Source organism: Hyalangium sp., assembly GCF_035629615.1.
In the GTDB taxonomy this organism is placed as follows: Bacteria; Myxococcota; Myxococcia; order Myxococcales; family Myxococcaceae; genus Hyalangium.
Window position 1 is genome coordinate 25358 of record NZ_DASPHO010000336.1, and the last position, 25029, is coordinate 50386.

Here is a 25029-nt window from a genome sequence, read left to right on the forward strand (position 1 = left end):
CAGCGAAGCTAAAGTCAGGGGCGTCCGCTGCCAGCTGCGAGCAGCGCCTCGAGGTCCTGATTCAACAGGTGGAGCACGAGCTCCTGCGCCGTCTGGAGGAAGAAATGCCCCCCGGGGAAACGGCGTACCTGGAATGGACCGCGCGTGTGCTCCTGCCAGGCCCGGAGCTCCTCCTCGTCGACGAGCGCGTCCGCCACTCCGCCCAGCGCGGTGATGGGGCACTCCAGCGGCGAACTCTGGACGTGGCGGTAGCTCTCGCAGGCCGTGAAGTCTGCCCGCATCGTGGGCAGCACGAGATCCCACAGCTCCGGGTGCTGGGAGAGCTGCGGCGGCGTCCCTCCCATGGCCATGAGCTCCTGGATCAGCTCATCTCTCGGCAGCTGCCCACGGTGCCTGGTTCTGTGCGGCAGGTGAGGTGCGCGGTAGGCGCTGGCGTAGAGCCTCTCCGGGACGAGCCCGTGACGGGCACCGAGCACCCGCGTCACCTCGAAGGCGAGCAGCGCCCCCATGCTGTGGCCGAACAGCACGAAGGGTACGTCGAGCGCTGGCCTCATCCCCTCGGCGGCGGCCGCCGCGAGCGCCATGAGATCCGGCATGGCGGGCTCGTTCAGACGGCGGTCCCGGCCGGGCAGCAACACCGGGCAGACCTCTACTGCTGGGGTGAGCTCTCTCGCCCAGACCTTATAGGGCGCAGCGCTCCCTCCTGCGTGCGGGAAGCAGAACAGCCGAAGCCGCGGGCGTGGGCCACTTGAGGGAGAGGACAGCCAGGGGTTGCGGGCGGTGCTCATGCGGGGAGAGCGGCTTCTCCCGGCCGGCGGCCATCCAAGGCCGCGCTCCACAATGGAGGCCGGTGGAGCCGCGGTTCTACCACAGATGGCTTCATTCCCGCCTGTGCAGGCATGAGGCTAGGGTAGCGGTGAATAAGGAGCACCCTCGTGCGTCCAGCGCCTCAGACCCTCCTCCTCAGAATCGCCCCCATGCGCTCCCAGCTCCAGGTCTCGAGTCTCTCCTCGCTCTTCACCCTGCTGATCTTGAGTGGCTGCAACACCGCCTACCGGGAGGCCATGTCTCGCGCTGAAGCGGCGGCCATCCAAGGTGACTTCATGACCGCGGCCCACGCCTACCGGGAGGCCTGTGCCGCCTCTCCCGATGACGAGAAGGCCTGCTCCCGAGCCCCCATCTTCGCACTGAAGGCGACGGATCAGGCCATCATGAGCGCGCGCCCGGCGTGCGATGCGGGCGACCTGGACCGGTGCCTGCCTCCTCTCCTCGCGACCCGGGACCTCATCCCCGACCACCCCGAGGTCACCGCGATGCTCGAGAAGGCCAGCCAGCTCCACATGGAGCACTGCTCCCAATGGAACCCGGAGGGCCCACTGGCGACGGCGGCGGCTGGACTCGCCTGCCTCCAGTCCCGCGGCCAGCAGCTACCCGTCCCGAGCTACCAGGCGCTGATCACCGAGCGCGCCCAGCAGCTCTCCTCGCGCTTCGCGGAGCTGGCCGCCACGGCGCAGGGGAAGGACTCCGCAGGAGCCGCCACCGTGCTGTGGTCCGCGGCACAGTGCCTCGCGCCTGGAGTGCATACGAGCTCGCGGTTCGGGCAGGCCCGCCAGGGCTTCCTCACCCAGAGCGCCATCCCCATCGCCGCCCGCATCGGCGGGAGGATTCCACCCTCCATCTCTGACCGGCTCTCCGGCCTGTGCGAGAGCATGTCCGCGAACCTGGCTCCCGCGGCGCGGTGCGTCGAGAGCGGCACGGTGCCTGGCCAGCCGGAGTCGCTGGAGATCCGCGTGAACGCCCTCATCGAGCGCCCCGTGGAGAACGTCTCCAAGGACACGCGCAGCCTGCGCTACCTCAGCGGAACACGGCAGGTTCGCAACCCCGAGTACAGGGCCGCCCGGAAGCGGCTCGCGGAGGCCGAGCGGAACTTCGACTTCGTCGAGTCGACGAAGAACGACAGGGACAAGGAGTGCAAGGAGGCCAAGCGCACGCATGCGGCCACCTGCGTCGACTGCCCGGAGGCCGAGCAGAAGTCACCCTGCGACGAGGCCCTGGAGCTCGCCGAGGACCTCAAGGGCCGCACCCGCGAGCGCAACGAGGCACGCAGGCACCTGGACGCCACGCCTGAGACGCTGACCGAGGAGGTGTACGACGACTTCGTGTACTCCGTGCGGACCTACCGCTGGTCCTTGAGCTACCGCTTCACGATCGAGTCGAGCACCCCTGGCTCCGTCCCCACCGCGCCGCTGGAGGGAGCGCTGCGCTTCGAGGATCAGGAGCACGTGGGCTTCGAGCCCGGCGGGCTCATGCCGAATCCGTTGGATATGCCCACCTCCGTGGACTACGCGAACGCCTTCATCCAGCACGTCGCGCCCTCCATGTTCGAGGCGGTGAAGCGGGACAGCATGGCCCGCGGCGCCGCGCGCCGGGCCCAGTGCAACGCGCTGCCGCAGGACTGGGGCCTGCCCTGGGTACAGTGCTGGGCGGAGGCCTCGCTCTGGGAGAGCGGGCAGGAGCCCCAGGTGACCGAGTTCCTCCACCTCCTCGCCGCCAGTGCCGGGGGCCCGGCTCAGCCGCTCTGCCGCTGAGCCGCCAGCCGCTCCAAGCCCTCAGGGCCCGCTCTGGACGGGGAGCTCGGTGCGCGCGCTCCAATCGGTGAACGAGCCGTCGTACATGCGGGTGGAATAGCCGAGGTAGCGCGCCACCACATGGAGCACGCTGGCCTGGACGCCGGTGCGGCAGTAGGTGATGACCGTCTTACCCGGCGCGGCCCCAGCGGCCTCGAAGCGCGCCCGCAGCTCGGCCTCGGGCAGGAGCTTGCCCTCGGTGTTGAGCAGGGTCTGCCAGTAGATGTTCGTGCTTCCGGGAATCCGGCCCGCCTGGTGCTGATCCGCAGGCCTCGCGTCGATGATCGCCACGGTGGCATCCTGCCGGTGGGCGTTCACCCAGTCCGCGTCCACAATGGCCTCGGGCCGCAGCGCGGGCGTGAACGTGCCGGCCGCGCCGCTGCCAGGCCCTGTCTCCACCGCGCCGCCCAGGGTGCGCCACGCGGCGATTCCTCCGTCGAGATAGGCGATGTCGCGGTGGCCCAGGTAGTCGAGCGTGAAGAGCGCGCGCCCCGACAAGAGGGGATCAGCGCTGTAAGCAACCACCCTCAGGTCATCCTTTACGCCCACCCGCTCGAAGGCGGCCTCGAGCACGGCGACCTCGGGCAGCTCGTTCTGCAGGCCATTGCGCTCGACGATGATGTCGCTGAGGAGGAGCATCTGGGCACCCGGGATATGGCCCTCCTCGAACTCCTGCGCGGTGCGGACCACGTGCACCACGGTGAGGCCCTGCGAAGACTGGAGCTCTTGAGCAGAGAGGATGGCGATGGAGCTAGGAGTCTCATCGGGGGGGACGGGGGCATTGCCTCTGCACGCAACGAGCAGAGCCAGGGTCACAGCAGGAACAAGGTAGCGCATGAACGACCTCCATCGGGGTGGTGTCAGAAAGGCACTCAGGCCAGGCGCAGGGACTCTCGGCCGTGCGGCGCCATCAAGTCCAGCTCCGGCCCGAGTGGAACCACCCGGGTCGGGTTGATGTGGCCGTGACTGCCGTAGTAGTGCGACTTGCACTCCTCGAGCGAGCACGTCCCGGCGACTCCCGCGTGCTGGTAGAGCTCACGCGTGTAGCCCCACAGCGCCGGGTACTCGTAGAGGTGCCGCAGGTTGCACTTGAAGTGACCGTAGTAGACGGCATCGAAGCGGATGAGCGTCGGGAAGAGCCGCCAGTCGGCCTCCGTGAGCTGGCTGCCGGCCAGGTAGCGCTGCCTGGAGAGCCGGGCCTCCAGCCAGTCCAGTGACGCGAACACCTCCTTCACGGCCTGCTCGTAAGCCGCCTGCCGCTCCGAGAATCCAGCCCGGTACACACCGTTGTTCACGGTCTCGTAGATGCGCGCGTTGAGGGCGTCGATCTCCGCCGCGAGCTCCGGCGGATAGAAGTCCGTGCGGTCCGGGGTGTGGGCCGCGAACTCGGTGTTGAACATCCTGATGATCTCGGAGGACTCGTTGCTCACGATGGTGCCGGTCTGCTTGTCCCACAGGATGGGCACGCTGGCGCGCCCGGTATAGCGCGGGTCCGCGCGCTGATAGACGTGGTAGATGTAGCGCCCTCCCGTGAGCGGATCCGGCTCTTTAAAGGTCCACCCGTTCTCCAGCATCAGGGGCTCGACCGTGCTCATCGACACCACGCCCTCGAGCTGCTTGAGCGTTCTGAAGATCATCGTCCGATGGCACCAGGGGCACGCGCGCGCCACATAGAGGTGGTAGCGGCCGGGCTCGGCCCGGAATCCCGAGCTGCCATCGGCGGTAATGCGGTTGCGGAAGCGGGTCTGCTGGCGCACGAACTCGCCAGACTTGCGATCGGCGAAGCTGGTCTCGCTCTCCCACTGGCCCTCGATGAGCACTCCCATCCGGTCTCTCCTCGTGTCCGTGCCTGGTCAGGGCCCATCTTGCCAGCGTGACGGCGCCTCGTTGACAGTGATCTTCACGGCATGCTCTTTTCGCCCGGTGGTTTCCTGAGCTTCGAGGGACGAGCGATGAGTTCACAGCTGGACCTCCGTGGGCTTGAAGAGGCCGCGAAGTACGACCTGCAGGTCGAGCGGGCCTCCGATGCCGCATGGTGGGATCCGACAGGTCTCAGCGGGGGGCTGCACCTGCTGAATGACATCCGCGTCCCCTATTTCGAGAAGGTCCTCCACGGCTACTCCGGCAAGCGCATCCTCGATGTCGGATGTGGAGGAGGGATCTTCTCGGAGTCCGCGGCGCGAGCAGGCGCGCACGTCGTGGCGCTCGACCCCTCGGAGCGCTCCCTGGAGGTGGCCAGGAAGCGGGCGCGCAAGCAAGGGCTGTCGATCGATTACCGGTTCGGCTACATCGAGAAGTTCAAGAGCAAAGAGCTGTTCGACGCCGTGATTGCTGTCGACGTCCTGGAGCATGTCGCCGACCTCGATGTCGCGCTGGATGTCTGTGCCGCGATCCTCAAGCCTGGCGGAATGTTTGGGTTCTTGACCCACAATCAGACGCTGGAGGCCTTCAAGTTCTTCATCTGGGAGGGCGAGTACCAGCTGAAGATGATCCCCAAGGGGAATCACGACTTCCACAAGTTCATGACGCCAGAAGACCTGGAGCAGCGTCTGGCGAAGCGCGGCCTTCCCGTCGCGGAGGTTCGCGGCCTGAAATATCTGATCAAGGCCCAGCCTCCCCGCGCGGCTTTCACCTCCAGCACCGCGGTCAGCTACATGGGCTGCGCCTGGAAGGGACAGCCCTCCGTGGCCAGGACTGCGCCCGGTAAGCCCGCACTCGGCGCCAGCCCCAAGAGCGTCCGCAAGGCAAAGCGCTAGCAGCTCACGCTGAAGCGCACCTCCGGGCGTAAGCCTTACGCCCTCCGCGCTCAGGAACTCGGTATGAGCACGACCTTGCCGGGCGCTCCTTTCGCAACGCGTTCGTACGCGTGCATCGCCTCCGTCACCGGGTAACGCTCGGCGATGTCGAGGGGGCGCACCTGGCCCGCCTCGAACAGCGGTGTGAGCTGCTGGAGGATCTCCGCGCTACGAACCACATCTATGCCGATCGTGTTGACGCTGTGAAACGACATCCGCCGTTCGTAGAACGAGAACAGGTCGAGGGCTGCCTCGCGTCCGGTCTTGACGGAGTAGATGATCATGCGGCCTCTATCGGCGAGCGCGTCGAAGAGCGGCCGGAACACCGCCGCGCCAACGCCGTTCAAGGCGATGTCACAGCCTCTTCCGTTCGTCACCTGCTTGACGACCTCGAGGAGGTCATTGCGATCGGAGCGCGCGACGGCGGCGAGCTCCTCACGGTTCAGGCGCTGGGCCTGCGCTTCATCCTTCACCAGGGCAATCACGTTCGCGCGTCGGGCGCGCGCCAGCTGGATGGCGGCGTGACCGACTGCGCCCGCCGCGCCTGCAACGACGACCCACTCGCCTTCCTTCAGCTGCGCGTGAGCCAACGCAGACCAGGCGGTGATGAACGGCACGCCCACGGCTCCGGCCTGCTCCGAGGACAGGTTCTTCGGGCGCCGAGAGACCGCAGCTCGAGGGATGACCAGGTACTCGGCGTGGGTGCCGTTTCGCGAGATGCCGAGGTCTCCCCCCGAGCCCCACACAGCCGTCCCGACGAGCTCGGAGGGCCCCTCGACAATGGAGCCGGCGAAGTCACGGCCGATGATGCGAGGAAGCAGCGAGTTCGGGAACCGGCCCAATGCGCCGAACACGTCGCTTGGGTTGATCCCCGCAGCTTCGATCCGGATCTTGACCTCGTCGGGACCTGCCTCCGGAGGCGGAATGTCGCTCACCTTGAGCTCGGAGATGGGACCGTGGTGACTGATCTGCAGCGCTTTCATCAGGTTCACTTGCTTGGAGGGAGGAGCACCCAGGGGCTTGGAGCGAAGTCTGGCACACTCAGGACGGCCCTGCATTCTCAGGCCCAGGAGATCCAGGGCTGCGCTTGAGTCACCGGCGGCGAGCTGGCTACGAGCCTGATTGCCGCCCAGCGGCACGTGCCGACGCACCCGTCATGTCGCTGGCCCACGGGTCCTGGTTGAACGCTGGGCCTGAGGCAGCACGCGCTGAATGGCCACGGCCTCCCTCCCGCTCAGGGAAAGACAGGCTGCTCGGAGGCCACGGAGCCGGGCACACCGCCCGGGAGACCGTATCCCCCCGCCATCACATCCGACTCCTCGGCCTCTCCATCCGTCTGACCCCCGGCTCGGTAGCGGTGCCCCTCGTGGGGTGAGCGCAGCGGGCCTCCGCCAAGGAGAAGCACATGAAAGAGAATGATCCGGTGTCCAGCCCCATCGGTTTCGATCTGAGCGAGGAGGACCTCGAGTCCATCAGCGGTGGTGTCGTCGTGGGCGCCCTCGCCGTGAACCAGATGGGCGGCTTCGCCATCCGCAACGCCCAGCTCAACCTCGGCGGCTTCGCCATCCGCAACGCCCAGCTCAACCTGATGCGGTAGCTCCCCCTCCGCGGACTCTTGGGCCCGGGCGGAGGTACGTGTCTTCCGCCCGGGCGCCCGGGAGCCCTGTTCCCTCGCGGCTTCTCCCACCGCGGGGCAGCCCCCTGTGCGCCCCGCACTGCCCTCAGACAGGTCCCCGCCATGCATCATGTCAGCGAGCTCGCCCTGCACTACATGAAGTCCTACGGCATCCCGGCCCCCCCCACCTACGCGCAGCTCCTGCGCGAGGCCTGCGAGACCCATCCGCCTCCGCACGGCATGGCCTGGTACGGCAACATGTACCGGCAGCTCGCGCGCAAGGCCGAGTGGTTCGCCAACTCCCTCATCATCAACTCCGACAAGGAGGGCTTTGGCGCTCGGCAGCTCTGGCGGTTCTCCGTCCTCATGGAGGACCAGCAGCTCGCGGAGCAGGTGCGGCTCCACTCCATGGACGAGTCCCGGCACTCGAACATGTTCGTCGGGGTCCTCGATCTGATCTTCCCGTCAGCGCTGGAGGCCTCCTTCCGCGAGCAGCTCAAGCAGCTGTCTCCCCGGTACACCCCGCGCAACCATCCTCCCACCGCCCTGGCGGGCCCGGACGAGCTCATGTCTCCGGACCGGGTCATGGAGGGGCTCATGGAGGGCAACCTCACGGAGGTTCGCGCCCTCATCCTCCAGCTGCTGCTGCGCCCGGTGATGCAGGCCTACGCGCCTCCCGAGCACCGCCAGAAGCTGCTGCGGGTCTCGGACCGGCTCATCCACGACGAGACAAAGCACATCGAGTATTCCGCCCGCTTCATCGAGCGCTACGCCCAGCAACACCGCGAGTGGACGCGGGCGGCGATGCTCGACGCGCAGAAGCGGGTCAACGACGCCAGCCTGGAGGAGGTCTCCGTCGAGGGCCTTCCCATCCCCATCTGAGTCCCTGGAGCCTCCGTCCATGTCCACTGCCCCGCTCGACTTCTCCCGCATCCTCTCGCCGATCGATCCCGAGCTCTTCTTCCAGGAGTACTGGCAGCAGCGCCCGCTGGTGCTCTCGCGCGACGATCCGGGCTACTTCGCCGGCCTCTTCTCGCTGGAGGCGCTGGAGGAGCTGCTGTGGAGCACGCGCCCCGGCTGGGGGGATGTCCAGCTTGCCAACCACCGCCGGGGCGAGGGGTGGGTGGACTATACGCGCCAGCCGCCGAGCCTGGACCGGCTGGCCCGCGCCCACGCTCAGGGCGACACGCTGATCCTCAACGACATGCAGCTCCGCTCCCAGCCCGTGGCTCGGCTCTGCCGGAGCTTCGAGGCGGCGCTCAACTTCATGGCCAACGTGAACATGTACCTGACGCCCCAGGGGGCGCAGGGGCTGTCGCCCCACTTCGACACGCAGGAGGTGTTCGTGCTGCAGGTGCGCGGCTCCAAGCACTGGCGGCTGTACCCACCGTGCGTCGAGCTGCCGGTGGAGGAGCTGGCAGGCGAGCTGCCGGAGGGCTACGCGCCAGAGCCCATGATGACCGTCCACCTGCGCGCCGGAGACGTGCTCTACATGCCCCGAGGCGTGGTGCACGAGGCGCTCACGGGCACGGAGGAGTCCCTCCACCTGACGGTGGGGGTGAACGTCCTCACGTGGAAGATGCTCCTGGAGGACGTGATCCAACTGGCGACCGAGAGCGACGTCGCCTTCCGGCGCGCCCTGCCCGTCGGCTTCGCGCGCAGGGACGACGCGCTGCCGGCGCTGCGCTCGGGCCTGGAGGCGCTGCTCGCGAAGCTGTCCTCCACGCCGCGGGCCGAGGAGGCGGTGGAGCGGCTCGCGCAGCGGTACCTGGGCCAGGTGCAGCCCCTGCCGGATGGAGACCTGCGGCAGCTCGGGGAGGCGCGGGAGATCGGCCTGGACACGCGCGTCCGCAGGCGGGTGGGGATGTTCTGCCGCATCCACACCCAGGGAGAGGCCGTCCGGATCGAGTTCCCCGGAGGGAGCATCGCGGGGCCGAGGCCCATCGAGCCCGCCCTGCGCTACGTGGCCGGCACCGAGGAGTTCGACGTCCGCGAGCTGCCCGGGGGCCTGAGCGAGCGCGCGAAGATCATCCTCGCGCGGCGGCTCATCGCCGAGGGACTGCTGCGCCAGCGGTGAGCCCACCTACTCCGAGCGCATCGCCTCCACAGGATCCAGCTTCGCGGCCTTGGCCGCCGGGTGCGAGCTGGCCGCGCTCGTGGCGCTGCACCTGGAGCTTCTCCACCTCGGCGCAGAGCGCGCCATGAAGGAAGTACATGGTCTACATGGAGAGAATCCAAGGGGTTCTGATGGCTCAGGTTAAGAGCGCCTAACAAAAGTCCGCTTTGAGGGGCATCGCCCCTCGGGCGGACCGGCTCAGCCCTTAGCTGCACATCCGCGTGTTTGACACCTGCGTGACGCGTGTCAGTCCTCTGGAGGAAGGGGCGGAGCCTGCGTTTCACCCCACCAGAGGGTGGGGCGACCGCTACCCACCCCGGGCGGCTCACTGCTCTAGCATCGGGACGTCCGCCTCCTTCGGCATGGGAGTCTCCGGAGTGCCGCTCAGCTCCTGGCGCGCTGTAGCAGTTGGCGCGCGCCCGGCGGATTCTCCTCAAGAACACGCAGATGACGCGCTCGCGGCCGCGACCCCCTCAAGGCTCTAGGACGGTCCCTCGTCGGCAAAGGGCTTCGAACAGCCCTATATGCACCGACCAACGAGACCCACACGCAGACGCAGCACCTACGGCCAGCGCTCCAGCTTCGGCCTAGCCTGGCAGTTGCGCCTGGCAGTTCTCCTCTCGCTCCTCGCGGGCGGCTGGTACTTCGGGCCCGCCGCGGCGGCGTGGCTGGAGGCCATCGTCCGGGAGCGCTCCCAGCGGCTCGTGCAGCGGAGTAGGTAGCAGCGCCGGGCCCGGCCGAAGCGGAGATCCGCGCTAGCTACCGGCAGAGATTCAAAGACCTGTTGCACGTGTTGGCTTTGAGCCTCTCTCCTTGCCGCGAAGCAAGATGCTCCTTCGCCGTACCCGCCAACTGTGGCAGGGCACAGCTTCTCAGTGCGCTCCCAGTCCGGCGGCGTGCTGGAGGGTGGCCACAAGCCCCAGCGCTCACCACGAACCCCTGCACCGCGAGGGGCGCGTCGAACTGTCCGACGTGTCCGGCCTGGACGCGCTCACCACGAGGGGCGCGTCGAACTGTCCGACGTGTCCGGCCTGGACGCGCACCACGAGGCCCGCGTGACGTGGCCCGCGTCCTGCCTGCCTGGATGCTTGCCACGAGGCGCGCGTCGACGTGGCCGCCTGTGCGGCCCGCTTGGACGCGCTAAATAGTGGAGCATGCCTGGGTGACAGCCATCATCGCGGGCTCCCGACTTGGGCCGGTGGAGAGCAACGACAGCAACGACGTGGGCACGTGGCGAGCGACCAATCAGGCATGACAGCCGCAGCGACACGGCGCTACCTGGGGAGGGGGCAGGGACGTGGTGCGCGCCCAGGCGTCAGCGTCGGGCGCGAGGCTACCCCCGCGAGGGGGCCGGAGGTGAAGCACGGGCGCGATCCGGAGGATCCTCCTCTTCTCCGTGGCGGCCCTCTAACCTGATCACCTCCTCGCATGAAGGGGTGACACATGCTGGCCGTGGCAGAGGATTCTCTGGAAGGCCGGAGCGCTGTCCCTTGTGTTGCTCGGCGCCAGCGCCGGAGGAGCGGCCCTCGAAGGGGTTGCCGCATGAGGAACCCGGGAGCGAGCCAGCCCTCGCGGTTGCATGCGGCTGTCAGCCTCTTGCTGCTGGCGGCCTTGGCCGCGCCCGGGGCACAGGCCTCTGACGAGACGAGCCAGATGCAGGTCGTGGTGGGGGCGGGGGTTTCCCGGGGCACCGCACTGGGTAGCGCATGGGCGCCGCGCACCTCATACAGCGTGAGCCTGTGGGGCTTGTCGGAAGCAGGCCAGGGGCTCGGGGCGCGCTTGAGCTTGCTGCCCCCGGCCACCTCCGCCGGAGTGTGGGAACTGTCCACCGACGTGGTAGCGCGCTTCACGGGGGAGGGGCCGCTGTACTTCAAGGCCCTCGGTGGAGCGGAGGTTACCCCCCGCTCCTTGTGGCCTCCCCGGCTGCGCGCTGGCGGCGAAGCCGGAGTGCACGCCATCCGTGGCGGCATCGGGCTGGAGGTGGGCCTTTCGGGCGTGTACGCGTTCCCGCCCTCCCGGCTCTCGCAAGGCGAAGGGGTGCTCTCCCTCGGGGTGGGTATCCTCTTCGGCTTCGACGCACCGTCCCGCACGCCTGCCCTCGCCCCGCCTCAGCGCCAGTGGGCGCAGCAGTCCGCCCAGAGTCCACAAGGCGCCTTGCCGCCACGTGGCCCAGGCCCCTCCTCCGCGGCGGAGGCGAGGACGGCGGGGCTTGCGCCCGCTGCTTCGGAGGTGGCGCTCCCCCACTTCGGAGAGCGGGACGTGATTCAGCAGATTCTCCTGCTCCAGAAACCCGGGGCCGCCCAGTCCTGGTGGAACTCGGGCCCTTGGGAGGACATTGCTCACTGGAGCCACCCGCTGTCCGAGTGGGAACTCAAATACGCCGAGGCCATGAGCGCGGCGACGGTGCCCGAGGCCCTCCGCATGTGGCCGTTGGTGACGCCCGAGCGCCTCACCCCCGAGCAGCTCGAGGACATGGAGCGGCGCCTGGGCCCGGGAGCCGCCGCCGCCGAGGGGTATGCCCACTGGGAGAACAGGCGGAGAATCGTCAAGCACTACTTCATGACGCACCCAGCGACCATTCAGGCCTTGCTGGGGGGGTATGAGCTGGCGAGGGATGTCAACCCGCTGCACTTCGCGCTGGAGCGCGGGTGGCAGATGGGCAGTGGCCAGGAGATGTTCACTGAGCAGAAGGTGTCCCAGCTCGGCGCGGCCCAGGAGTTCTTCACGGCGCTGGCGGTGGGAGTGACCGCTGGGAAGTTGATGACCGCCACGCGGCCGGTGCCCGGGTGGGGTGTCCCGGAGCCGGTGGAGCCGGTGCGCCCTGGCAGGGTGGAGGCTCCGCCCGCTCCGCCGAGAGCGGTTGCGCCTGCTCCAGAACCCGCTCCAGCGCCAGCACCGCCCCCTCCGGCGAGAGCCGTGGCACGTGCTCCAGAACCCGCTTCGGCGCCAGCACCGCCCCCTCCGGCGCCGGGCACCCTCGCGCCCTCACCCGAACTGGTCCAAGCCCTCACGGGCAAGAACCCAACGGCGCAGGTGCCCGCCGGCCCACGCCTGCGTCAGGACGTCAGCGTCAAGCCGGAGGTGCCAAAGCTGCGCGACACGGATCGTCCCATTAGCCCCAGCCCCAGGCAGAATGCGCAACTCCAGAGGGACATCGAGTACCTGGAGGACGAGTTGGGCGCCGAGAACATCCGGGTGAACCAGCAGCAGCTCAACCTGGAGAACAAGGCGCGCGTGGGAATCAATCGGCCGGACCTGCAATTCGACTACAAGGGCCGTCGTTACTATGTGGAGTATGACTCACCTGCCTCGGGCCGTGGCCCCGGCCACCAGTCGCGCCTCACCGCCAACGACCTGGAAGGCGAGGTCATCCTGATCATCATCCCTGAGCAATGAGGCGGGCCTGAATGACGCAAGAGATGAAGGGACTGCTGCTGGAGGACCGCTGGGCGCCTGTCACTTCAGAGATGGGCTTTCTGGAACTGGGGGCGGAGCAGGCGGCGCAAGCCTTCGCCACGTGGCAGAGAGGGCTGGAGGCATCCAGTGGCTTTACCTTGGAGGTGCTCCCCGTCACGGGCACCCTGGAGCAAGTTCTCTCCCGCCTGCTGCCCCTGACCAGTGGAGAGAGGCAGCGGCGGTACCTGTTCATCCCGACGCGCAGCGCCTGGACAGCCTACGTCAACAGCGTGTGGACCGGGACGGATGCCTCCAGCCTCATGCGCTCCATGGCCCGGACGCTAAGCATCCGGTGCCTGCGGGTGGTCGCCGTGCCCCACACGCTGCGCAAGCACCAAGGCGGCCGCTATGGTGCGGTGATGCTGGGTGTGTACGGCCCGAAGCAGCCGGGGAAGCTCACCAACACTGTGCGCGCCCTGGGGGCTTCCAATGACGGGGGCCACTGGGTCTTCGATCAGTCGGGTGAGCCCTTCCCCTTCGAGCAGGCGGAGAAGTACCAGGCGCGCCGGGTGAGGGACCGCTTCACCTTTGAGATGCTCAAGGACTACCTGCGCCACCTGGGGCTGACTCCCTTCGAGGAGGACTTCTACCTGCCTCCAGGCACCTGTGCGTGGCTCATCCAAAAGACAGGCCCCTTCGACACCGTCGGGCGGGAGTACACGCAGGAGGAGGCCCGCGCCGCCCACGTGTTGTGAGGCACCCCAGGTGGAGGACTGTCTTCGCGGCGCCTGGGGCTCACGGCTCCTCCGGGGTGGGTGGGCGCGGAGCAAACCCTGATCCAGGCGCGCCTGCTAGGCCGGTCGGGTTACCAGCGGGACGCGTAAAGGCAGGGGCCAGGGGAGTAGAGGGGGGCGGGAGGCGCGGTGCTGCTCGGGTTCGTCGGCGCCCACTGCGAGGGTCCGCTTCCGCTCGCCCTCTCGCCGAGTCTCACCCGCAGCCCGTTTCCTCCTCGCCTCTCATCGGTAGGGTCGAGGGCTGGCGCGGTGGTGTGCAGGCTTCCCTTGGCTGTCTCCGCCGTTTCCAGCATCGTGCCCGCATAGGGTTCGCCATCACTCCGTCTCCAGCCCCCGCCTCCTCAAACGGAGCAGGCGGATTTCCCGCACTCCGCTTTCCTGCCTGCTTCGCGCCCAGGGTTATGGGACCTCTCGGCCTTCGCCTTGGCGTCTATCCTCCGTCTCAGGTCTTGCAGACTGATGGGCAGCTTTATCATTCCGCCCCTGCCTCCCATGTTGCCGAAGGAATTGCATGCAGCAGGGCCCCTTCGCTCCACGGGCATTACCCCGCTTCCTCGCTACTACGAACCCCTCCGCCACCCTCTCGTCTTCGGCCCACTTCCCGGGTTCGCCGGTTATAGGGCCTACCTGGCTCCGCCGATTTCTCGGCGGGACGAGGAGGGCTTCTCCAGTTGCTCGACGCGTCCTTGTCACCGTGCTGTCGCTACCACCCCGCCGGAGTGTTCCGTCGCTTCGGTCAGTCTGCGCCGGCTCATGCTGCCTTCGCCCTTCCGGCTGCGGGCTCGGCCTCCGGGGCTTCGCTCTCTCGGGGCCACCTGTGCGTTCACTCTCGTTACGGCCCGGTGACTCGCTCACCCTCCTGAAGAGGGCTTTGTCGATGGGCTTCAGGTCATCGCTCTCGCTCCTTCCTGCCATCCAAGCTACGGAGCCTCTGACTCTTGCTCCGGCGGGATTCATTTCCCGCTGAACGCGCCAGCCTTCGCTGGACGCACAACCGGACGTGCGGATTTCCCGCATCCGGCTCTCGGACAGATTTCACGTGGGGCATTCAGCGTAGGAGGCTTTGCAGTTCCAGCACCCCGAGGTTGCGGTGTACCTTGGCGTACGTGAAACGGGCCGTTGCCGACGGCAACTTGTAGCGCCTCCTCAGGAGGTTCCTCACCCTCTGCGCGACGTGGATATCCAGGACGCGAAAAGAGGGGCGTGGCGTGCCGTAGGCGAAGTAGCCCGCCCACCCTTGAAGGAACCGGTTGAGCTCATCCCGAATCTCCTCCCAGCGCTCGGTTCTGCCGCGCCAGAGAAGGTGGCTGATCCGCTTCCGGGCTGTGCTCATTGCCTTCTTCGAGGGTCGGGCCCCCAGGTACCGGCTGCCGGTCTTCTTATGGACCAGCGGCCCAAACTCGTACCCGAGAAACCGGAAGTGTTCCTTCCGCGCGTCGCGAATGCTCGTCTTCTCCTCATTCAGCTTCAGCTTCATCCCCTCCAACCATCCCCTCACCTGCGCCAAGGCCTGCGCCGCGCCTTTGCTGCTCAGCACGACGAAGTCATCAGCGTAGTTGACGATCTTCGCTCCGCTCCTCTTCATCAGGTCGCTCCTCGCGAAGGCCTTCAGCAGCCGGTTGATGTAGATGTTCGCCAGCAGCGGCGAAATCACACCTCCCTGCGGCGTGCCCTGCTTCGAGCGCTTGCCTCCGCTGTACCTCGGCCGCCCCTGCTCGTCTCTCTCCTCGACTGGCACCTTCAGCCACATCTTCACCAGATGCAGCACCGCCTTGTCCGACACCCTCCGCGCCACGCACGTCATCAACTCGGCATGGGGGATCGTGTCGAAGTACTTCGAGAGATCCGCATCGACGACCTCGGTCCGCCCTCTGCTCAACTCCTGATGGACCTGCTGCACCGCCTGAATGCCGCTGCGCTCCGGTCGATACCCGTATGCTGCGTCATCCATGTCAGCCTCGAATATCGGCTCCAGGAACTACCTGTACGGGACGAGGAACGGCGTCGTGGACGCGGATGGCTCTCCGTCCTACGACGAGACCACGTTCTCCTATCTGGTCCTCAACTCCCCCGGCCTTGAGGGCGTCGTAATCGTTCACCGGATGGGGTGGCCAAAAAAGCTGAACCGTTTCAACGACTTAGACACCATACGGATTCAGGAAAAACCAGTCGCAATTCCCGACGACCAGATCTTGTCCTTCACATCGCGCTTGCCTGCCGTGCGAGCACAAGCCGTAGGGGCGCGGCAAGCCGTGCTCCGTGAACGGTTACTGAAGGGCGTCTATCTGCGCCAAGTCGTCATCCTCGGGCCGGACAACACCACCCTCTGCATCACCAACACCGTCTCCGTGCAGTTCCTGCCTCCCTGAGCCTTCGGCGGAATGAGTCGTTCCTCGGCCTTCACTGGCGCGTGAAAGCCGTGCCAGTGAAGGCTCCTTCCCGTATAGGAACCGGACGCGGCCGGGCGGTGCGAAACCCTCGGCAGAATCGCGGCCTTAGAGGAAAGAGCCCACCAACCGCTGAGGCATCCCCTCATCTTGCGGGCAGGCAGGCAAGCGGCGAGTTGATTGCTTGATGCGGTAGGTAGGATGGCGTGCATACTACGTGGCCGGTGAGTTCCTCCGCCATCCACGAGCAGCAGGTCCATACCTTCCTCGAAGGCCTCTTCGGAGAAGACCTGCACGCCAAGCGCGTGCTGTCGCTGGCGTTGGCCACCTTGGGAGTCATCCAGGCGGCCAGCCTGTCGGTGTACGCCATCGGCCAAGCGGTGGCCTTGGCATGTGGCACCCAGGGCAAGCACGGGGTGAAGCAGGTGGATCAGCTGCTGTCCAACCCGGGCATTGCCGTGTGGCAGCTGTTGGCCCTGTGGGTGCCGTACGTGCTGGGGCAGCGCACTGAGGCGCTGGTGGCGCTGGACTGGACTGACTTCAAGCCGGACGACCAGACCACGCTGGTGGCTTCGCTGATAACGAAGCATGGACGGCCTACGCCCCTGGTTTGGATGACAGTGCAGAAGTCGGCGCTCAAAGGGCTGCGCAACGAGGTGGAGGACGCGGTGGTGCTCAGGCTGCGCGAGCTCATCCCTGCCGAGGTGAAGGTGACGGTGCTGGCCGACCGGGGCTTTGCCGACCAGAAGCTCTACGCGCTGTTGCAGCAGGTGGGCTTCGACTACGTGGTTCGCTTCCGCCAGGGCATCACCGTCACCAGCCAACAGGGTGAGCGCCGCACGGCAGCCGAGTGGGTGCCCAAGGCGGGCCGTCTGCGCTGCCTGCCCCAGGCTCGGGTGACAGCGGACGAGTGCCAGGTGGGCGCGGTGGTGTGCGTCAAGAAGAAGGGGATGAAGCAGCCGTGGTGTCTGGCCACCAGCCTCAAAGAAGCCTCGGGAGCCGAAGTGGTGGCGCTCTACAGCCGCCGTTTCTCCATCGCGGAGAGCTTCCGAGATATCAAAGATTTGAGATTCGGCATGGGCCTGTCCTGGGTGCGCATCGCCGAGCCGGACCGAAGAGACAGGTTGCTGTTACTCAGCGCTTTGGCCTGTGCCCTGCTGACACTGCTGGGCGCCGCCGGCGAGAGCCTGGGCATGGAGCGCTACCTCAAGGCCAACACCGTCAAGCGCCGCACCTACTCACTCTTTCGCCAGGGCTGCATGTACTACCAGGCCATCCCCAACATGCCCGAGCACCGCCTACGTCCCCTGCTCGAGCGCTTCGCTCAGCTTGTCTACGAACAACCCATCTTCCGCGAGAGCTTCGGACTTTTATGAGGGGATGCCTCAGCACCAACCGAGAATTGGGTTAGCAGTCCTGAGTGCAGTTCGAGTAATTCTCACTGAAGTTGCAGACGCCATCCCCGCACCACCAACCGCAGTCGTAGCAGTTGCTGCTGTCTTCGTTGGCGTTGCAGATGCCGTCGCCGCAGGTAGGGCAGTCGTAGGGGCAGGTGTTCTCTTCGTTGGGGCTACAGATGCCGTCACCGCAGATGGTAAACGTGGCTGTGACGCTTGAGGCCGCCGACATCATCACGGGGCAAGCGTCCGTCCCCCAGCACGCACCCGACCACCCGGCAAAAAGATCAAAGTACGCGGCCGGTGTCGCCGTAAGCGTAACGAAAGTGCCTGCAGGAAATGAGGCGCTGCAGTTTCCAGCGGGGCAGTTGATGCCGGCAGGGGTGGAGACGACAGCGCCGGAACCATTGCCAGCCAAAGTGACGTTAAGCGTGTACATGCTGGGTGCCGCCGGCGACTGAGTGTTGCACGGCAACGAATTGCAAGAATCTGGGCCCAAGAGCCACCAAATGATGGGGTCGCCCGACGCGGTCGGCCCCCAGTAGCTCAAGAACTCGCACGATCGGAAGTTCCAAGAAGAGGGCGCTGCGAGCCACAAGTCATAGGGAGGTGGGTTAATCCGCGATGAGGTGACGCGGTACCAGCACGCTCCGGCTGGGGTTGTTGAGCAACTCGTCCGAGTAGGGGTGAAAGTAGCAGCGTGGGGAGGCTTACTAGATGCGGTGGTCTGGTAACATTGTTGTTGCGCGACAGCGCGAGCTGGTAGGGCAAAAACAAAAACTACTGCTATGGCAACGAGTGCTGGTCTCATAGGGACCTTTCGCGGCTGACTTTATGGAGAGCAGACTGCGGAGCAGATGTTACTCGGAGTGTATGGCGCTCGGGAACCTACCTGATGTGCTACTGTGCGCATAGAAGGATAAGGGCAGTGTTGAAGGGAACGGGCGGGAGCAGAGAGGCAGAGGAGGGCTGCTGACGAGTGCCTGAGGGCCGAGAGCCACGTCGGTGTGCCCACCCCGTAGCCCTGTAGGGAACACGCTTGCTCAAGCCGCCCTCCCATGAAGAGGCGGCAGGCGACGGGCCACTGCTGATGATGACTCAAAACCAAGAGTTCTGGGGTGGCCCCGAGCCGGGCCAACCTCCCAGGCAGCGTGGGCAATCCCAGGTGCCCCAGGATGGCACGCACCCCACCGGGAGCTGTCAGGACGGCACCAAGACACTGCCACGGGTCCGCCACCTTTAGTTCGAGTTTCGCACTTTTTGGACGGGCTCAGAGGGGGCAGCATGGGACCCAGCATGAGGGCCTGCTCGCCCACGGGTCAGCACCCGCGCTTGAGGCCTCTTCCCTCTCCAAGTTCCCGCAGATGCCACCCAGCGCCATTCACTCGTGGGCGGCCACCGCTTGCCGGAGGGGAGGCCACCTGGGGATCGGACAGGGAACCTCACCGGAGTTTCTGCGACCCTGGGTGAGCCATGGGTCCTCCGAAATCCCCCCATTTTCCCCTTGGGAGCCACGTTCTCCCTCTGTGCGCCGTCGGCCGGACCCCTCGAAAAAGTGCGAAACTCGAATTTAAGTGAGCGCGTGACCATCACGCTGCCGGTCCACCCGCTCAAGGGCGTGGCTCTGCCAGTGGCTCGGTTCATCCGCGGCCAGGATGGTCGGCGCTACGTGGACGTGGAGCACCCGCCGGGCCAGTACATGCGACTTCGTATCGAGTGGACGGACCGTGCTCCACCTCTCGTCCCGCCGGTCATTGAGGGGCGGGAAGTCCGTCTCTCCATTCCTGGCCTGCTGAAGCTCGCTGCGGCTGTGCAGGTAGCGCTCGACCGGGGGCATCACTCGCCCGCTGCGTCCGGCCCTGCGGCTGGACCTACGTTGACGGAAGGTGGTCCGAGAGTCGATGCCAGGAAGCCACAGGCTGCGACCCAGGCAGGCCCTCGGGGTTCAGGCTCGACCACTCGCGGCTCAGCGCTCAAGCGGCGGAGGGCCGCCAGTGCAGAGGGAATGACGCCAGCGGGCGCAGAGCAACTCGCTCAGATAAGTGTGGAGGAAGAGGGGCATTATGAATAGGCCATCAGATACGCCAGCACCCTCAGCCAGCCTCCACACCTGCCGCAGGCGAACACGTCCGCCAGCAACGTGGCGAGATTGTCCCTCACCGCCTCATACAGCACCGTCCCCTCCGGCCGCCTGCGCCGGTACTCCCACCCGTACTCCCCCACCTGCCCCTCCCCAGCCACACTTCGCCAGGGCACAGATTACTGGTGGGCTCCCACGGAGCCCCGCCAAGCTCGCTCTGGGAGTGCCGTGCTGGGCAGTCTTTACGGAAACCGCGCTCGACCGGGTTGGATCGCTCTCGCCAGAAGCTCCGAGCGGCGGGTTCGATTGCCGCCGCTCCCAAGCAGAGCAACCCGCCGCTTTCAAGGCGGTGCCCTCTGAGATCTGGGGCGGCGCTTGCATTTCGGGACCAAATCCGGTTTTTGGGAGTAGAGGGGGGCGGGAGGCGCGGTGCTGCTCGGGTTCGTCGGCGCCAACTGCGAGGGTCCGCTTCCGCTCGCCCTCTCGCCGAGTCTCACCCGCAGCCCGTTTCCTCCTCGCCTCTCATCGAACCGGACGTGCGGATTTCCCGCATCCGGCTCTCGGACAGATTTCACGTGGGGCATTCAGCGCAGCTCCGCTTTGGCCTTCACGTAGAGCTTCTCTTGGAACTCTTCGAGCTTTGTAGGGGTTGTCAGGCTCACGCCAATCTCCCACTCGTCCATTCCTTGAAAAGCACTCTGAACCAGGGCCCCTTCCCTCCACGGTCGTTACCCGCTTCACCGGTGTCGGGTCGGAGGAGGCGCGCTCATCGCGCTGGCCTCCGTCCGCCGCTCAAACTGGACGTGCAGATTTCCCGCATCCAGCTTTCATGAAGGCGCGCTTCTTTGAGGTCGCGAGGGATGGTCTCTCCAGTGGCCCATCCTTGCTCCCGTCGATTTGAGCCAGTCCGCGAGTCTCCTCGGACGATGAGGTTCGGGTCTTTCGCTGAGGGAACTTTCCTCCTCATCGCCCTTGCTCTTCTCGCCTCATTGCTCTCCTCCACCGCCTTCACCGGCTGGCTTCCCCGACCCACTCGGTCGCCGGTCTCCCGGTCGCTCGGCTTTCGCCGAACTTGAGGTACTACCCAGCCGTCCGACGACTCGCCGAGCACCGCTCCCCACTTCGCTTGCGCTTATAGGGTCACTTCTCCCGGTGCCTCCCGGGAACCCGGCGAGTCCTCCTGGGGTCACGCTCTGGTCTTCCGTACCGTGCCGTCCGCAAACACCTTGGTGTGGTGGGTGGATGAGAGCGCCTTCGCCCCCATAGTGCGGGCTCGACCTTGCCCCACCTTTGGCCGACCGGTTCGTCACTGGGGTTGCCCCCTTCGACTACGGCCCGGTACTTCTCCGCATGCCCTTCGGATCCCACCTCGCGGTGGGCACCCTGCCCTCCGGAAGACTCCGAGCGGTGGCTCCAGGTTCGCCTTGGCTGTGTCCGGCTTTCGCCTTCGTGCCCGTTGAGGCTTCTCCATACCTTCCACTCTCTCCGGCCGGCGAGGCGTTACCCCCGCCTTTGGATACGGCGCCCCTCATCCGAGCGCCGAAGGGACTTCAACCCTTCTGACCAGTGCGCTGCCCAGCGCACACTATGGGCCCCTCCGACTCCTGTGCACGCCACGCCCTTTCGGCGTGTTCGGTCTCCACCCCGCCCGCACAGGCCTCCCGTGTTGCGCACTCCACCTTTTGCACGCATGCCGCGCCCATTATCCCGGTGGGCCGCCAGGCTTGGTCGATTGCTTCCACCTGGCACTTCGGCCTTCCCCGCTTTTGGGACGGGTCGGCGCCCACGTCAGTCCTCTCGGAACCTGCTCGGGCTTCACTCGCGTTGCGGCCTGCGTACTCGCTCGACCTCCTTTCAGGGGCCTTCTTCTTCGGGGCTTCGGCTCTGGTAGTCGCCCACCTTCACCGCCCGATGGCTTCCGAGGTGCATCGACAATTCCTCGGGCGGGACTTTCACCCGCGGGTGTGAGTGCACCCTCACGGCGCACCCAAAAAAGGACCAAATCGAGCGGACGCGTGCGGACGCGTGTGGACGCCATGAGGGGCCGTTTTTCAGAGGGAAACCGGGGGGAGGGCCGTTTTTCAGAGGGAGCCGTTTTACCCCCTACACGGCTTCGATTCCCGCCGCCTCCAAGCGGCCCAACCCGCCGCTCTGGGCCGAGCCCGGCTCCTGACCAGGCAAGGACGAGCGCCGGGCCGCTGAGCCGTCCCCGTAGGACGGCAGCTTTCTCAGCGCTCTGGAACTCTTGGATGCCACTGCGCATCATCTGCCCAGGGGCGAGACGGGGAGCTGGCGTTTTCCTCCCCGAGTATGGACTCATCTTCCCACCGCCTCATGCGGCTGCTCCCTGACTGGCGGAAGGAGGATGCCCTGCGAACCGAGAAGCGTCTGTCGACGTGGCCCGTTCATGCCTCGAGCCCCGCGCACCGCTCCGGCTGGCGCGTGGCCCTGGCGCTCGTGGGGGTCCTCCTGACGCCAGCCCTGGCCAGAGCCGCTTGCACCGAAGTGCGCGTGCGCAAGGAATGGCGCGCCCTCTCCAGCGCCGAGCACCGAAGCTTCTTCCAGGCCGTGAAGAAGCTCCAGGTGCAGCCCGCGCAGGGCCAGCCCTCGAAGTATGATCAGCTCGTCAAGCTGTACGCAGACCACTACGAGACCATGTCTGCTTCCGCCGCCTTCCTGCCGTGGCATCGCCACTACCTGCACGTGTTCGAGCAGGAGCTGCGCCAGATCGCTCCCACCGTCACGCTGCCGTACTGGGACTGGTCCGCGCATTCCCAGCACCCGGAACGTGCTCCCGTCTGGGGAGACAACGCCTTTGGCGGCAACGGTATGGGCCCCGCCTCCTGTGTCGTAGCCAGCGCCTTCAAAGCCTACAAGCCGCGGTATCCGGTGGAGTCCTGTCTGAAGCGCTCCTTCAGCGGAGGGACCACGATCGCCGATCTACCCTCCGCCGAGGAGCTACGAACAGTCCTGAACCAGAGCGCGACCTACGACAGCATGCGAAGGGCAATCGAGGGCTCTCAAGGCTCTGTTCACATCTACATCGGTGGCCACATGGCCACGATGTATGCGCCGAACGACCCCCTCTTCTTCCTGCATCACGCCTTCGTCGACAAGCTCTGGGCGGACTGGCAGACCCTTGAGCCCGAGCACCGGACAGCCTATGGCGGAGAGAAGAAGAACGGGAGCCTTGCGACGCTCCAGGATACCCTCCCAGGGTTCCCGGAGAGCACCGTGCAGTCCGTCATCAAGACACAGTCGCTCTGCTACACCTACCGGTAACGCTCTGTCACCTTCACGTCTTTCATGCTTGGTGCATCCACCCGCAGTGCGCCTTGCCGGTCCCAAGCCGGCCGCTCTACCGCTGGGCTACTCAAGGTGGAGGCCCACCCTAAAACGCACACCGAGCAGGCGGATCAGTCCACCACTACGCGCCGCAGGTGCGCACCCAGCCGCGTCACCACCTCGTAGTGGATCGTCTGCGCCCAGCCTGCCAGCGCCTCGGCGGACACCGCCTCGTCCCCGTCATGCCCCAGCAGCGTCGCCGTCACCGGCCGCTCGTCCGCCGTGGCCCGCGTCACGTCCGCAATGAGGTGGTTCATCATCACCCGCCCCAGCACCGGGCAGCGCCGTCCGTTCACCAGCACGTGCGCCTTGCCCGACACCAGCCGCGGGTACCCATCGAAGTACCCCACCGGCAGCACCGCGATGCGCGTGGGCTCCGAGCACCGGTACGTGCACCCATAGCCCACGTAGCTCCCCGACGGCAGCCACTTCACCACCTGGCTCCGGCAGCGCCACGCCAGCACCGGCTTCAGCGTCGGCAGCTCGCCCAGCACCAGCCGCGCCGACAGCCGCGTCTCCGGCGAGGGCCACAGTCCATATAAGGAAATGCCCACCCGCAGCGCGTCGTAGCGCGCGCGCGGCAGCACCAGGCTCGCAGCGCTCGCGGCGATGTGGCGCTGTGGCGCTCGCGCCGGGGAGAGCTGCTCCACCAGCCGCGACACCCCCGTCTCGAAGGCCTCGAGCTGCGCCAGCGCGTACCCCTGCTCCGTCACATCCTCCGTGTTGGAGAAGTGGCTCAGCGCACCCACCAGCTCGAAGACCTCGCGGTGCTCGGAGAGGAAGCCCGTGTCGCGGGGGAGCTGCTCCAGTGTGAAGCCCTCGCGCCCCAGCCCCGTGTCGATGTGGACGTGGACCCTCAGCGGGCGCTCCAGCCGCGCCGCGCGAAGCACCGGCCCCGCCTCCTTCCACGAGAGATCCGCCACCACCGCGTCCACGCCCTCGCGCGCCAGCGCCACCGCCTCGTCCGGTGCGATGGCGCCGATGACGAGCACCTGCCGGGGCGACAGCCCGCGCTCCCGCTCGAAGGCGCGCACTGCCAGCCCGTCCTGCGGGGTAATGAGGTACAGCACGTCCACCAGCGGGTGCACCAGTGGCAGCAGCTCCTGGAGGCCATGCCCGTACGCATTGCCCTTGAGCACCGCGCCCAGCATCCGCGGCGAGCTCCCGCCCGTGGCGGCCTCCAGCGCGCGGAAGGCCTCCACGTTGTGCCGCAAGGCCGACGCACTCAGCTCCAGCCAGGATGCGTGGGCCGGAGAGCCTCCACCCCTGCCCCCGTGCTCCACGTTCACCTCCGAGGGCCCCCGTGGCCCGCTGCCCGCACCCGGCGAGCCTCCCGCTCTTACCAGCAACGCGAGTGCCAGACCCCGAAACCTCGGGCAATCCCACCTGCCCGAGTGCGCGGCAGGCAGGTAACATCCCTCTCCCGTCAGTGCACGGGAGAGGACCCGGCATGTCGGGGTGCGAGCCGCCCACGAGCTGCCCTCCCCCCCGTGTGACAGGGAAGAGGCTGATGCGCACGCTGTTCATCGGAGACGTGCACGGCTGTGCCGAGGAGCTGGACGCGCTCCTGAAGGAGTGCGGCTGGCAGCCGGGCGAGCGGGTGGTGCTCGTAGGGGACCTGGTGGCCAAGGGTCCGGACTCGGCGGGCGTCGTGCAGCGGGCGCGCGAGCTGCGCCTGCTGGCCGTGCGCGGCAACCATGACGAGCACGTGCTCCGCTGGCACCAGGGTCACCAGAAGCCGGGCAAGAAGCTCAAGCCAGAGCACCAGAAGGTGCTCGACACCCTCTCGCCGGCGGACTGGCGCTACCTGGACTCGCTGCCGCTGTACCTGCGCCTCCCGGACCTGAACGTGCTCGCCGTGCATGCCGGGATCGTCCCGGGCGTGCCACTGAGAGAGCAGCGCCAGGAGCACCTGCTCAACCTGCGCAGCATCTCTCCCGAGGGGAAGCCCTCGAAGCGCGTCTCGGCTGGCGCGCCCTGGGGCAGCTTCTGGAAGGGGCCGGAGCTCATCCTCTACGGGCACGACGCGGTGCGCGGCCTCCAGCGTCACAAGCATGCCTACGGGCTGGACTCGGGCTGCGTCTACGGCGGCCAGCTCACCGCCTACGTGCTGCCTGAGGGCCGCTTCTACTCGGTGCCTGCCCGGCGCTCCTATATGTACATGGACGCCAACCCCTGAGCTCCGCGCGCGGACTCACGTGTCCAGCGTGTGCCCGGACAGCTCGCGCAACCGGTCGAGCAGCTTCCACAGATCGAACGGCTTCTGGAAGAAGTCCGCGCAGAGCAGCGGCGCATCTCGCTCGAGGATGGACTGCGGCACGGCGCTCATCAGCACCACGGGGATGCCCCGCCACCGCGCGTCGCCCTGCATCTCCCGGAGCAGCTCGCGCCCATCCATGATCGGCATCATCATGTCCACGAGCGCCACGTCCGGCACTGCCTCCCCCAGCCGGGCGAGCGCCTCGCGACCATTGCTG

General features: G+C 67.0%; 22 protein-coding genes. 12 read left to right on the plus strand and 10 right to left on the minus strand.

The annotated features are described in order from the left end of the window. Nucleotides 1-14: 14 nt before the first annotated feature. Nucleotides 15-788 carry a thioesterase II family protein gene (locus tag VD972_RS16970; protein WP_324988280.1) on the minus strand — a complete coding sequence of 258 codons (774 nt, stop codon included), beginning with the start codon at nucleotides 786-788 and terminating at the stop codon, nucleotides 15-17. Nucleotides 789-977: 189 nt separating this feature from the next. On the opposite strand from VD972_RS16970, the gene VD972_RS16975 reads away from it, so the two are divergent. Beyond that, nucleotides 978-2588 carry a hypothetical protein gene (locus VD972_RS16975; RefSeq protein ID WP_324988282.1) on the plus strand — a complete coding sequence of 537 codons (1611 nt, stop codon included), beginning with the start codon at nucleotides 978-980 and terminating at the stop codon, nucleotides 2586-2588. A gap of 21 nt (nucleotides 2589-2609) precedes the next feature. Here the strand turns inward: VD972_RS16975 and VD972_RS16980 are convergent, their stop codons facing one another. Both VD972_RS16980 and VD972_RS16985 read right to left on the minus strand, forming a co-directional pair. Continuing rightward, nucleotides 2610-3464 carry a sulfurtransferase gene (locus VD972_RS16980; RefSeq protein ID WP_324988284.1) on the minus strand — a complete coding sequence of 285 codons (855 nt, stop codon included), beginning with the start codon at nucleotides 3462-3464 and terminating at the stop codon, nucleotides 2610-2612. A 35-nt stretch (nucleotides 3465-3499) separates the two neighbouring features. Beyond that, nucleotides 3500-4453 carry a glutathione S-transferase family protein gene (locus VD972_RS16985; protein WP_324988285.1) on the minus strand — a complete coding sequence of 318 codons (954 nt, stop codon included), beginning with the start codon at nucleotides 4451-4453 and terminating at the stop codon, nucleotides 3500-3502. Between the two features lie 126 nt (nucleotides 4454-4579). Between VD972_RS16985 and ubiG the strand changes: the two genes are divergently transcribed. Next, the gene (gene ubiG, locus VD972_RS16990) at nucleotides 4580-5383 is read left to right on the plus strand and encodes a bifunctional 2-polyprenyl-6-hydroxyphenol methylase/3-demethylubiquinol 3-O-methyltransferase UbiG (protein ID WP_324988288.1); all 804 of its coding nucleotides are present in this window, start codon (nucleotides 4580-4582) and stop codon (nucleotides 5381-5383) included. Nucleotides 5384-5433: 50 nt separating this feature from the next. On the opposite strand, the gene VD972_RS16995 is transcribed toward ubiG, so the two are convergent. Beyond that, the gene (locus VD972_RS16995; protein ID WP_324988289.1) at nucleotides 5434-6405 is read right to left on the minus strand and encodes a zinc-binding alcohol dehydrogenase family protein; all 972 of its coding nucleotides are present in this window, start codon (nucleotides 6403-6405) and stop codon (nucleotides 5434-5436) included. Nucleotides 6406-6827: 422 nt separating this feature from the next. On the opposite strand from VD972_RS16995, the gene VD972_RS17000 reads away from it, so the two are divergent. The 6 genes from VD972_RS17000 (at nucleotide 6828) to VD972_RS17025 (ending at nucleotide 13304) form a co-directional block, all read left to right on the plus strand. Beyond that, nucleotides 6828-7019, plus strand: a complete 192-nt coding sequence (locus tag VD972_RS17000) for a hypothetical protein (protein WP_324988291.1) — start codon at nucleotides 6828-6830, stop codon at nucleotides 7017-7019. 141 nt (nucleotides 7020-7160) lie between these two features. Next, nucleotides 7161-7919 carry a hypothetical protein gene (locus tag VD972_RS17005; RefSeq protein WP_324988292.1) on the plus strand — a complete coding sequence of 253 codons (759 nt, stop codon included), beginning with the start codon at nucleotides 7161-7163 and terminating at the stop codon, nucleotides 7917-7919. Between the two features lie 19 nt (nucleotides 7920-7938). Beyond that, entirely contained in the window at nucleotides 7939-9114 is a 1176-nt protein-coding gene (locus VD972_RS17010) for a cupin domain-containing protein (protein ID WP_324988293.1), read from the plus strand. A 563-nt stretch (nucleotides 9115-9677) separates the two neighbouring features. Further along, entirely contained in the window at nucleotides 9678-9875 is a 198-nt protein-coding gene (locus tag VD972_RS17015; RefSeq protein ID WP_324988295.1) for a hypothetical protein, read from the plus strand. Nucleotides 9876-10695: 820 nt separating this feature from the next. After that, nucleotides 10696-12549 carry a hypothetical protein gene (locus VD972_RS17020; RefSeq protein ID WP_324988296.1) on the plus strand — a complete coding sequence of 618 codons (1854 nt, stop codon included), beginning with the start codon at nucleotides 10696-10698 and terminating at the stop codon, nucleotides 12547-12549. 11 nt (nucleotides 12550-12560) lie between these two features. Continuing rightward, nucleotides 12561-13304, plus strand: coding sequence for a hypothetical protein (locus VD972_RS17025; protein WP_324988297.1), 744 nt, complete (start codon nucleotides 12561-12563; stop codon nucleotides 13302-13304). A gap of 1087 nt (nucleotides 13305-14391) precedes the next feature. Here VD972_RS17025 and VD972_RS17030 read toward each other — a convergent pair. Beyond that, entirely contained in the window at nucleotides 14392-15318 is a 927-nt protein-coding gene (locus VD972_RS17030; protein WP_324988311.1) for a reverse transcriptase domain-containing protein, read from the minus strand. A gap of 31 nt (nucleotides 15319-15349) precedes the next feature. Between VD972_RS17030 and VD972_RS17035 the strand changes: the two genes are divergently transcribed. Both VD972_RS17035 and VD972_RS17040 read left to right on the plus strand, forming a co-directional pair. Beyond that, on the plus strand, nucleotides 15350-15712 hold the full coding sequence (locus tag VD972_RS17035) for a hypothetical protein (RefSeq protein ID WP_324988299.1): 363 nt from the start codon (nucleotides 15350-15352) through the stop codon (nucleotides 15710-15712). A gap of 242 nt (nucleotides 15713-15954) precedes the next feature. After that, entirely contained in the window at nucleotides 15955-17106 is a 1152-nt protein-coding gene (locus tag VD972_RS17040) for an IS4 family transposase (RefSeq protein WP_324988313.1), read from the plus strand. Nucleotides 17107-17137: 31 nt separating this feature from the next. Here VD972_RS17040 and VD972_RS45505 read toward each other — a convergent pair whose 3' ends face one another. The 3 genes from VD972_RS45505 to VD972_RS17050 form a co-directional block, all read right to left on the minus strand. Beyond that, complete coding sequence (locus tag VD972_RS45505; RefSeq protein ID WP_414654075.1) at nucleotides 17138-17938, minus strand: InlB B-repeat-containing protein; 801 nt, start codon at nucleotides 17936-17938, stop codon at nucleotides 17138-17140. A gap of 759 nt (nucleotides 17939-18697) precedes the next feature. Further along, nucleotides 18698-18964 carry a hypothetical protein gene (locus tag VD972_RS17045; protein ID WP_324988300.1) on the minus strand — a complete coding sequence of 89 codons (267 nt, stop codon included), beginning with the start codon at nucleotides 18962-18964 and terminating at the stop codon, nucleotides 18698-18700. Between the two features lie 224 nt (nucleotides 18965-19188). After that, complete coding sequence (locus tag VD972_RS17050; protein WP_324988302.1) at nucleotides 19189-19350, minus strand: hypothetical protein; 162 nt, start codon at nucleotides 19348-19350, stop codon at nucleotides 19189-19191. A gap of 2167 nt (nucleotides 19351-21517) precedes the next feature. Here VD972_RS17050 and VD972_RS17055 point away from each other — a divergent pair. Further along, nucleotides 21518-22489 carry a tyrosinase family protein gene (locus tag VD972_RS17055; protein ID WP_324988303.1) on the plus strand — a complete coding sequence of 324 codons (972 nt, stop codon included), beginning with the start codon at nucleotides 21518-21520 and terminating at the stop codon, nucleotides 22487-22489. A 134-nt stretch (nucleotides 22490-22623) separates the two neighbouring features. Here VD972_RS17055 and alr read toward each other — a convergent pair whose 3' ends face one another. Then, nucleotides 22624-23841: an alanine racemase gene (gene alr, locus VD972_RS17060; RefSeq protein WP_324988305.1), complete on the minus strand. Its 1218-nt coding sequence runs from the start codon at nucleotides 23839-23841 to the stop codon at nucleotides 22624-22626. A gap of 221 nt (nucleotides 23842-24062) precedes the next feature. Here alr and VD972_RS17065 point away from each other — a divergent pair, with 221 nt between their 5' ends. Further along, nucleotides 24063-24731, plus strand: a complete 669-nt coding sequence (locus tag VD972_RS17065) for a metallophosphoesterase (protein ID WP_324988307.1) — start codon at nucleotides 24063-24065, stop codon at nucleotides 24729-24731. A gap of 15 nt (nucleotides 24732-24746) precedes the next feature. Here VD972_RS17065 and VD972_RS17070 read toward each other — a convergent pair. After that, a partial coding sequence (locus VD972_RS17070; protein WP_324988309.1) for a response regulator occupies nucleotides 24747-25029 on the minus strand: 283 nt, incomplete at its 5' end.

Excerpts from the sequence above, each read along its gene's own strand:
- ubiG (WP_324988288.1), top strand. The coding sequence starts at position 4,580 with ATGAGTTCACAGCTGGACCTCCGTGGGCTTGAAGAGGCCGCGAAGTAC.
- VD972_RS16995 (WP_324988289.1), bottom strand. The coding sequence starts at position 6,405 with ATGAAAGCGCTGCAGATCAGTCACCACGGTCCCATCTCCGAGCTCAAG.
- VD972_RS16985 (WP_324988285.1), bottom strand. The coding sequence starts at position 4,453 with ATGGGAGTGCTCATCGAGGGCCAGTGGGAGAGCGAGACCAGCTTCGCC.
- VD972_RS17015 (WP_324988295.1), top strand. The coding sequence starts at position 9,678 with ATGCACCGACCAACGAGACCCACACGCAGACGCAGCACCTACGGCCAG.
- VD972_RS17065 (WP_324988307.1), top strand. The coding sequence starts at position 24,063 with ATGCGCACGCTGTTCATCGGAGACGTGCACGGCTGTGCCGAGGAGCTG.
- VD972_RS17000 (WP_324988291.1), top strand. The coding sequence starts at position 6,828 with ATGAAAGAGAATGATCCGGTGTCCAGCCCCATCGGTTTCGATCTGAGC.
- VD972_RS16975 (WP_324988282.1), top strand. The coding sequence starts at position 978 with ATGCGCTCCCAGCTCCAGGTCTCGAGTCTCTCCTCGCTCTTCACCCTG.
- VD972_RS17020 (WP_324988296.1), top strand. The coding sequence starts at position 10,696 with ATGAGGAACCCGGGAGCGAGCCAGCCCTCGCGGTTGCATGCGGCTGTC.
- VD972_RS17005 (WP_324988292.1), top strand. The coding sequence starts at position 7,161 with ATGCATCATGTCAGCGAGCTCGCCCTGCACTACATGAAGTCCTACGGC.
- VD972_RS16970 (WP_324988280.1), bottom strand. The coding sequence starts at position 788 with ATGAGCACCGCCCGCAACCCCTGGCTGTCCTCTCCCTCAAGTGGCCCA.
- VD972_RS16980 (WP_324988284.1), bottom strand. The coding sequence starts at position 3,464 with ATGCGCTACCTTGTTCCTGCTGTGACCCTGGCTCTGCTCGTTGCGTGC.
- VD972_RS45505 (WP_414654075.1), bottom strand. The coding sequence starts at position 17,938 with ATGAGACCAGCACTCGTTGCCATAGCAGTAGTTTTTGTTTTTGCCCTA.
- VD972_RS17010 (WP_324988293.1), top strand. The coding sequence starts at position 7,939 with ATGTCCACTGCCCCGCTCGACTTCTCCCGCATCCTCTCGCCGATCGAT.
- VD972_RS17045 (WP_324988300.1), bottom strand. The coding sequence starts at position 18,964 with ATGCCCCCGGTCGAGCGCTACCTGCACAGCCGCAGCGAGCTTCAGCAG.
- VD972_RS17025 (WP_324988297.1), top strand. The coding sequence starts at position 12,561 with ATGACGCAAGAGATGAAGGGACTGCTGCTGGAGGACCGCTGGGCGCCT.
- VD972_RS17055 (WP_324988303.1), top strand. The coding sequence starts at position 21,518 with ATGGACTCATCTTCCCACCGCCTCATGCGGCTGCTCCCTGACTGGCGG.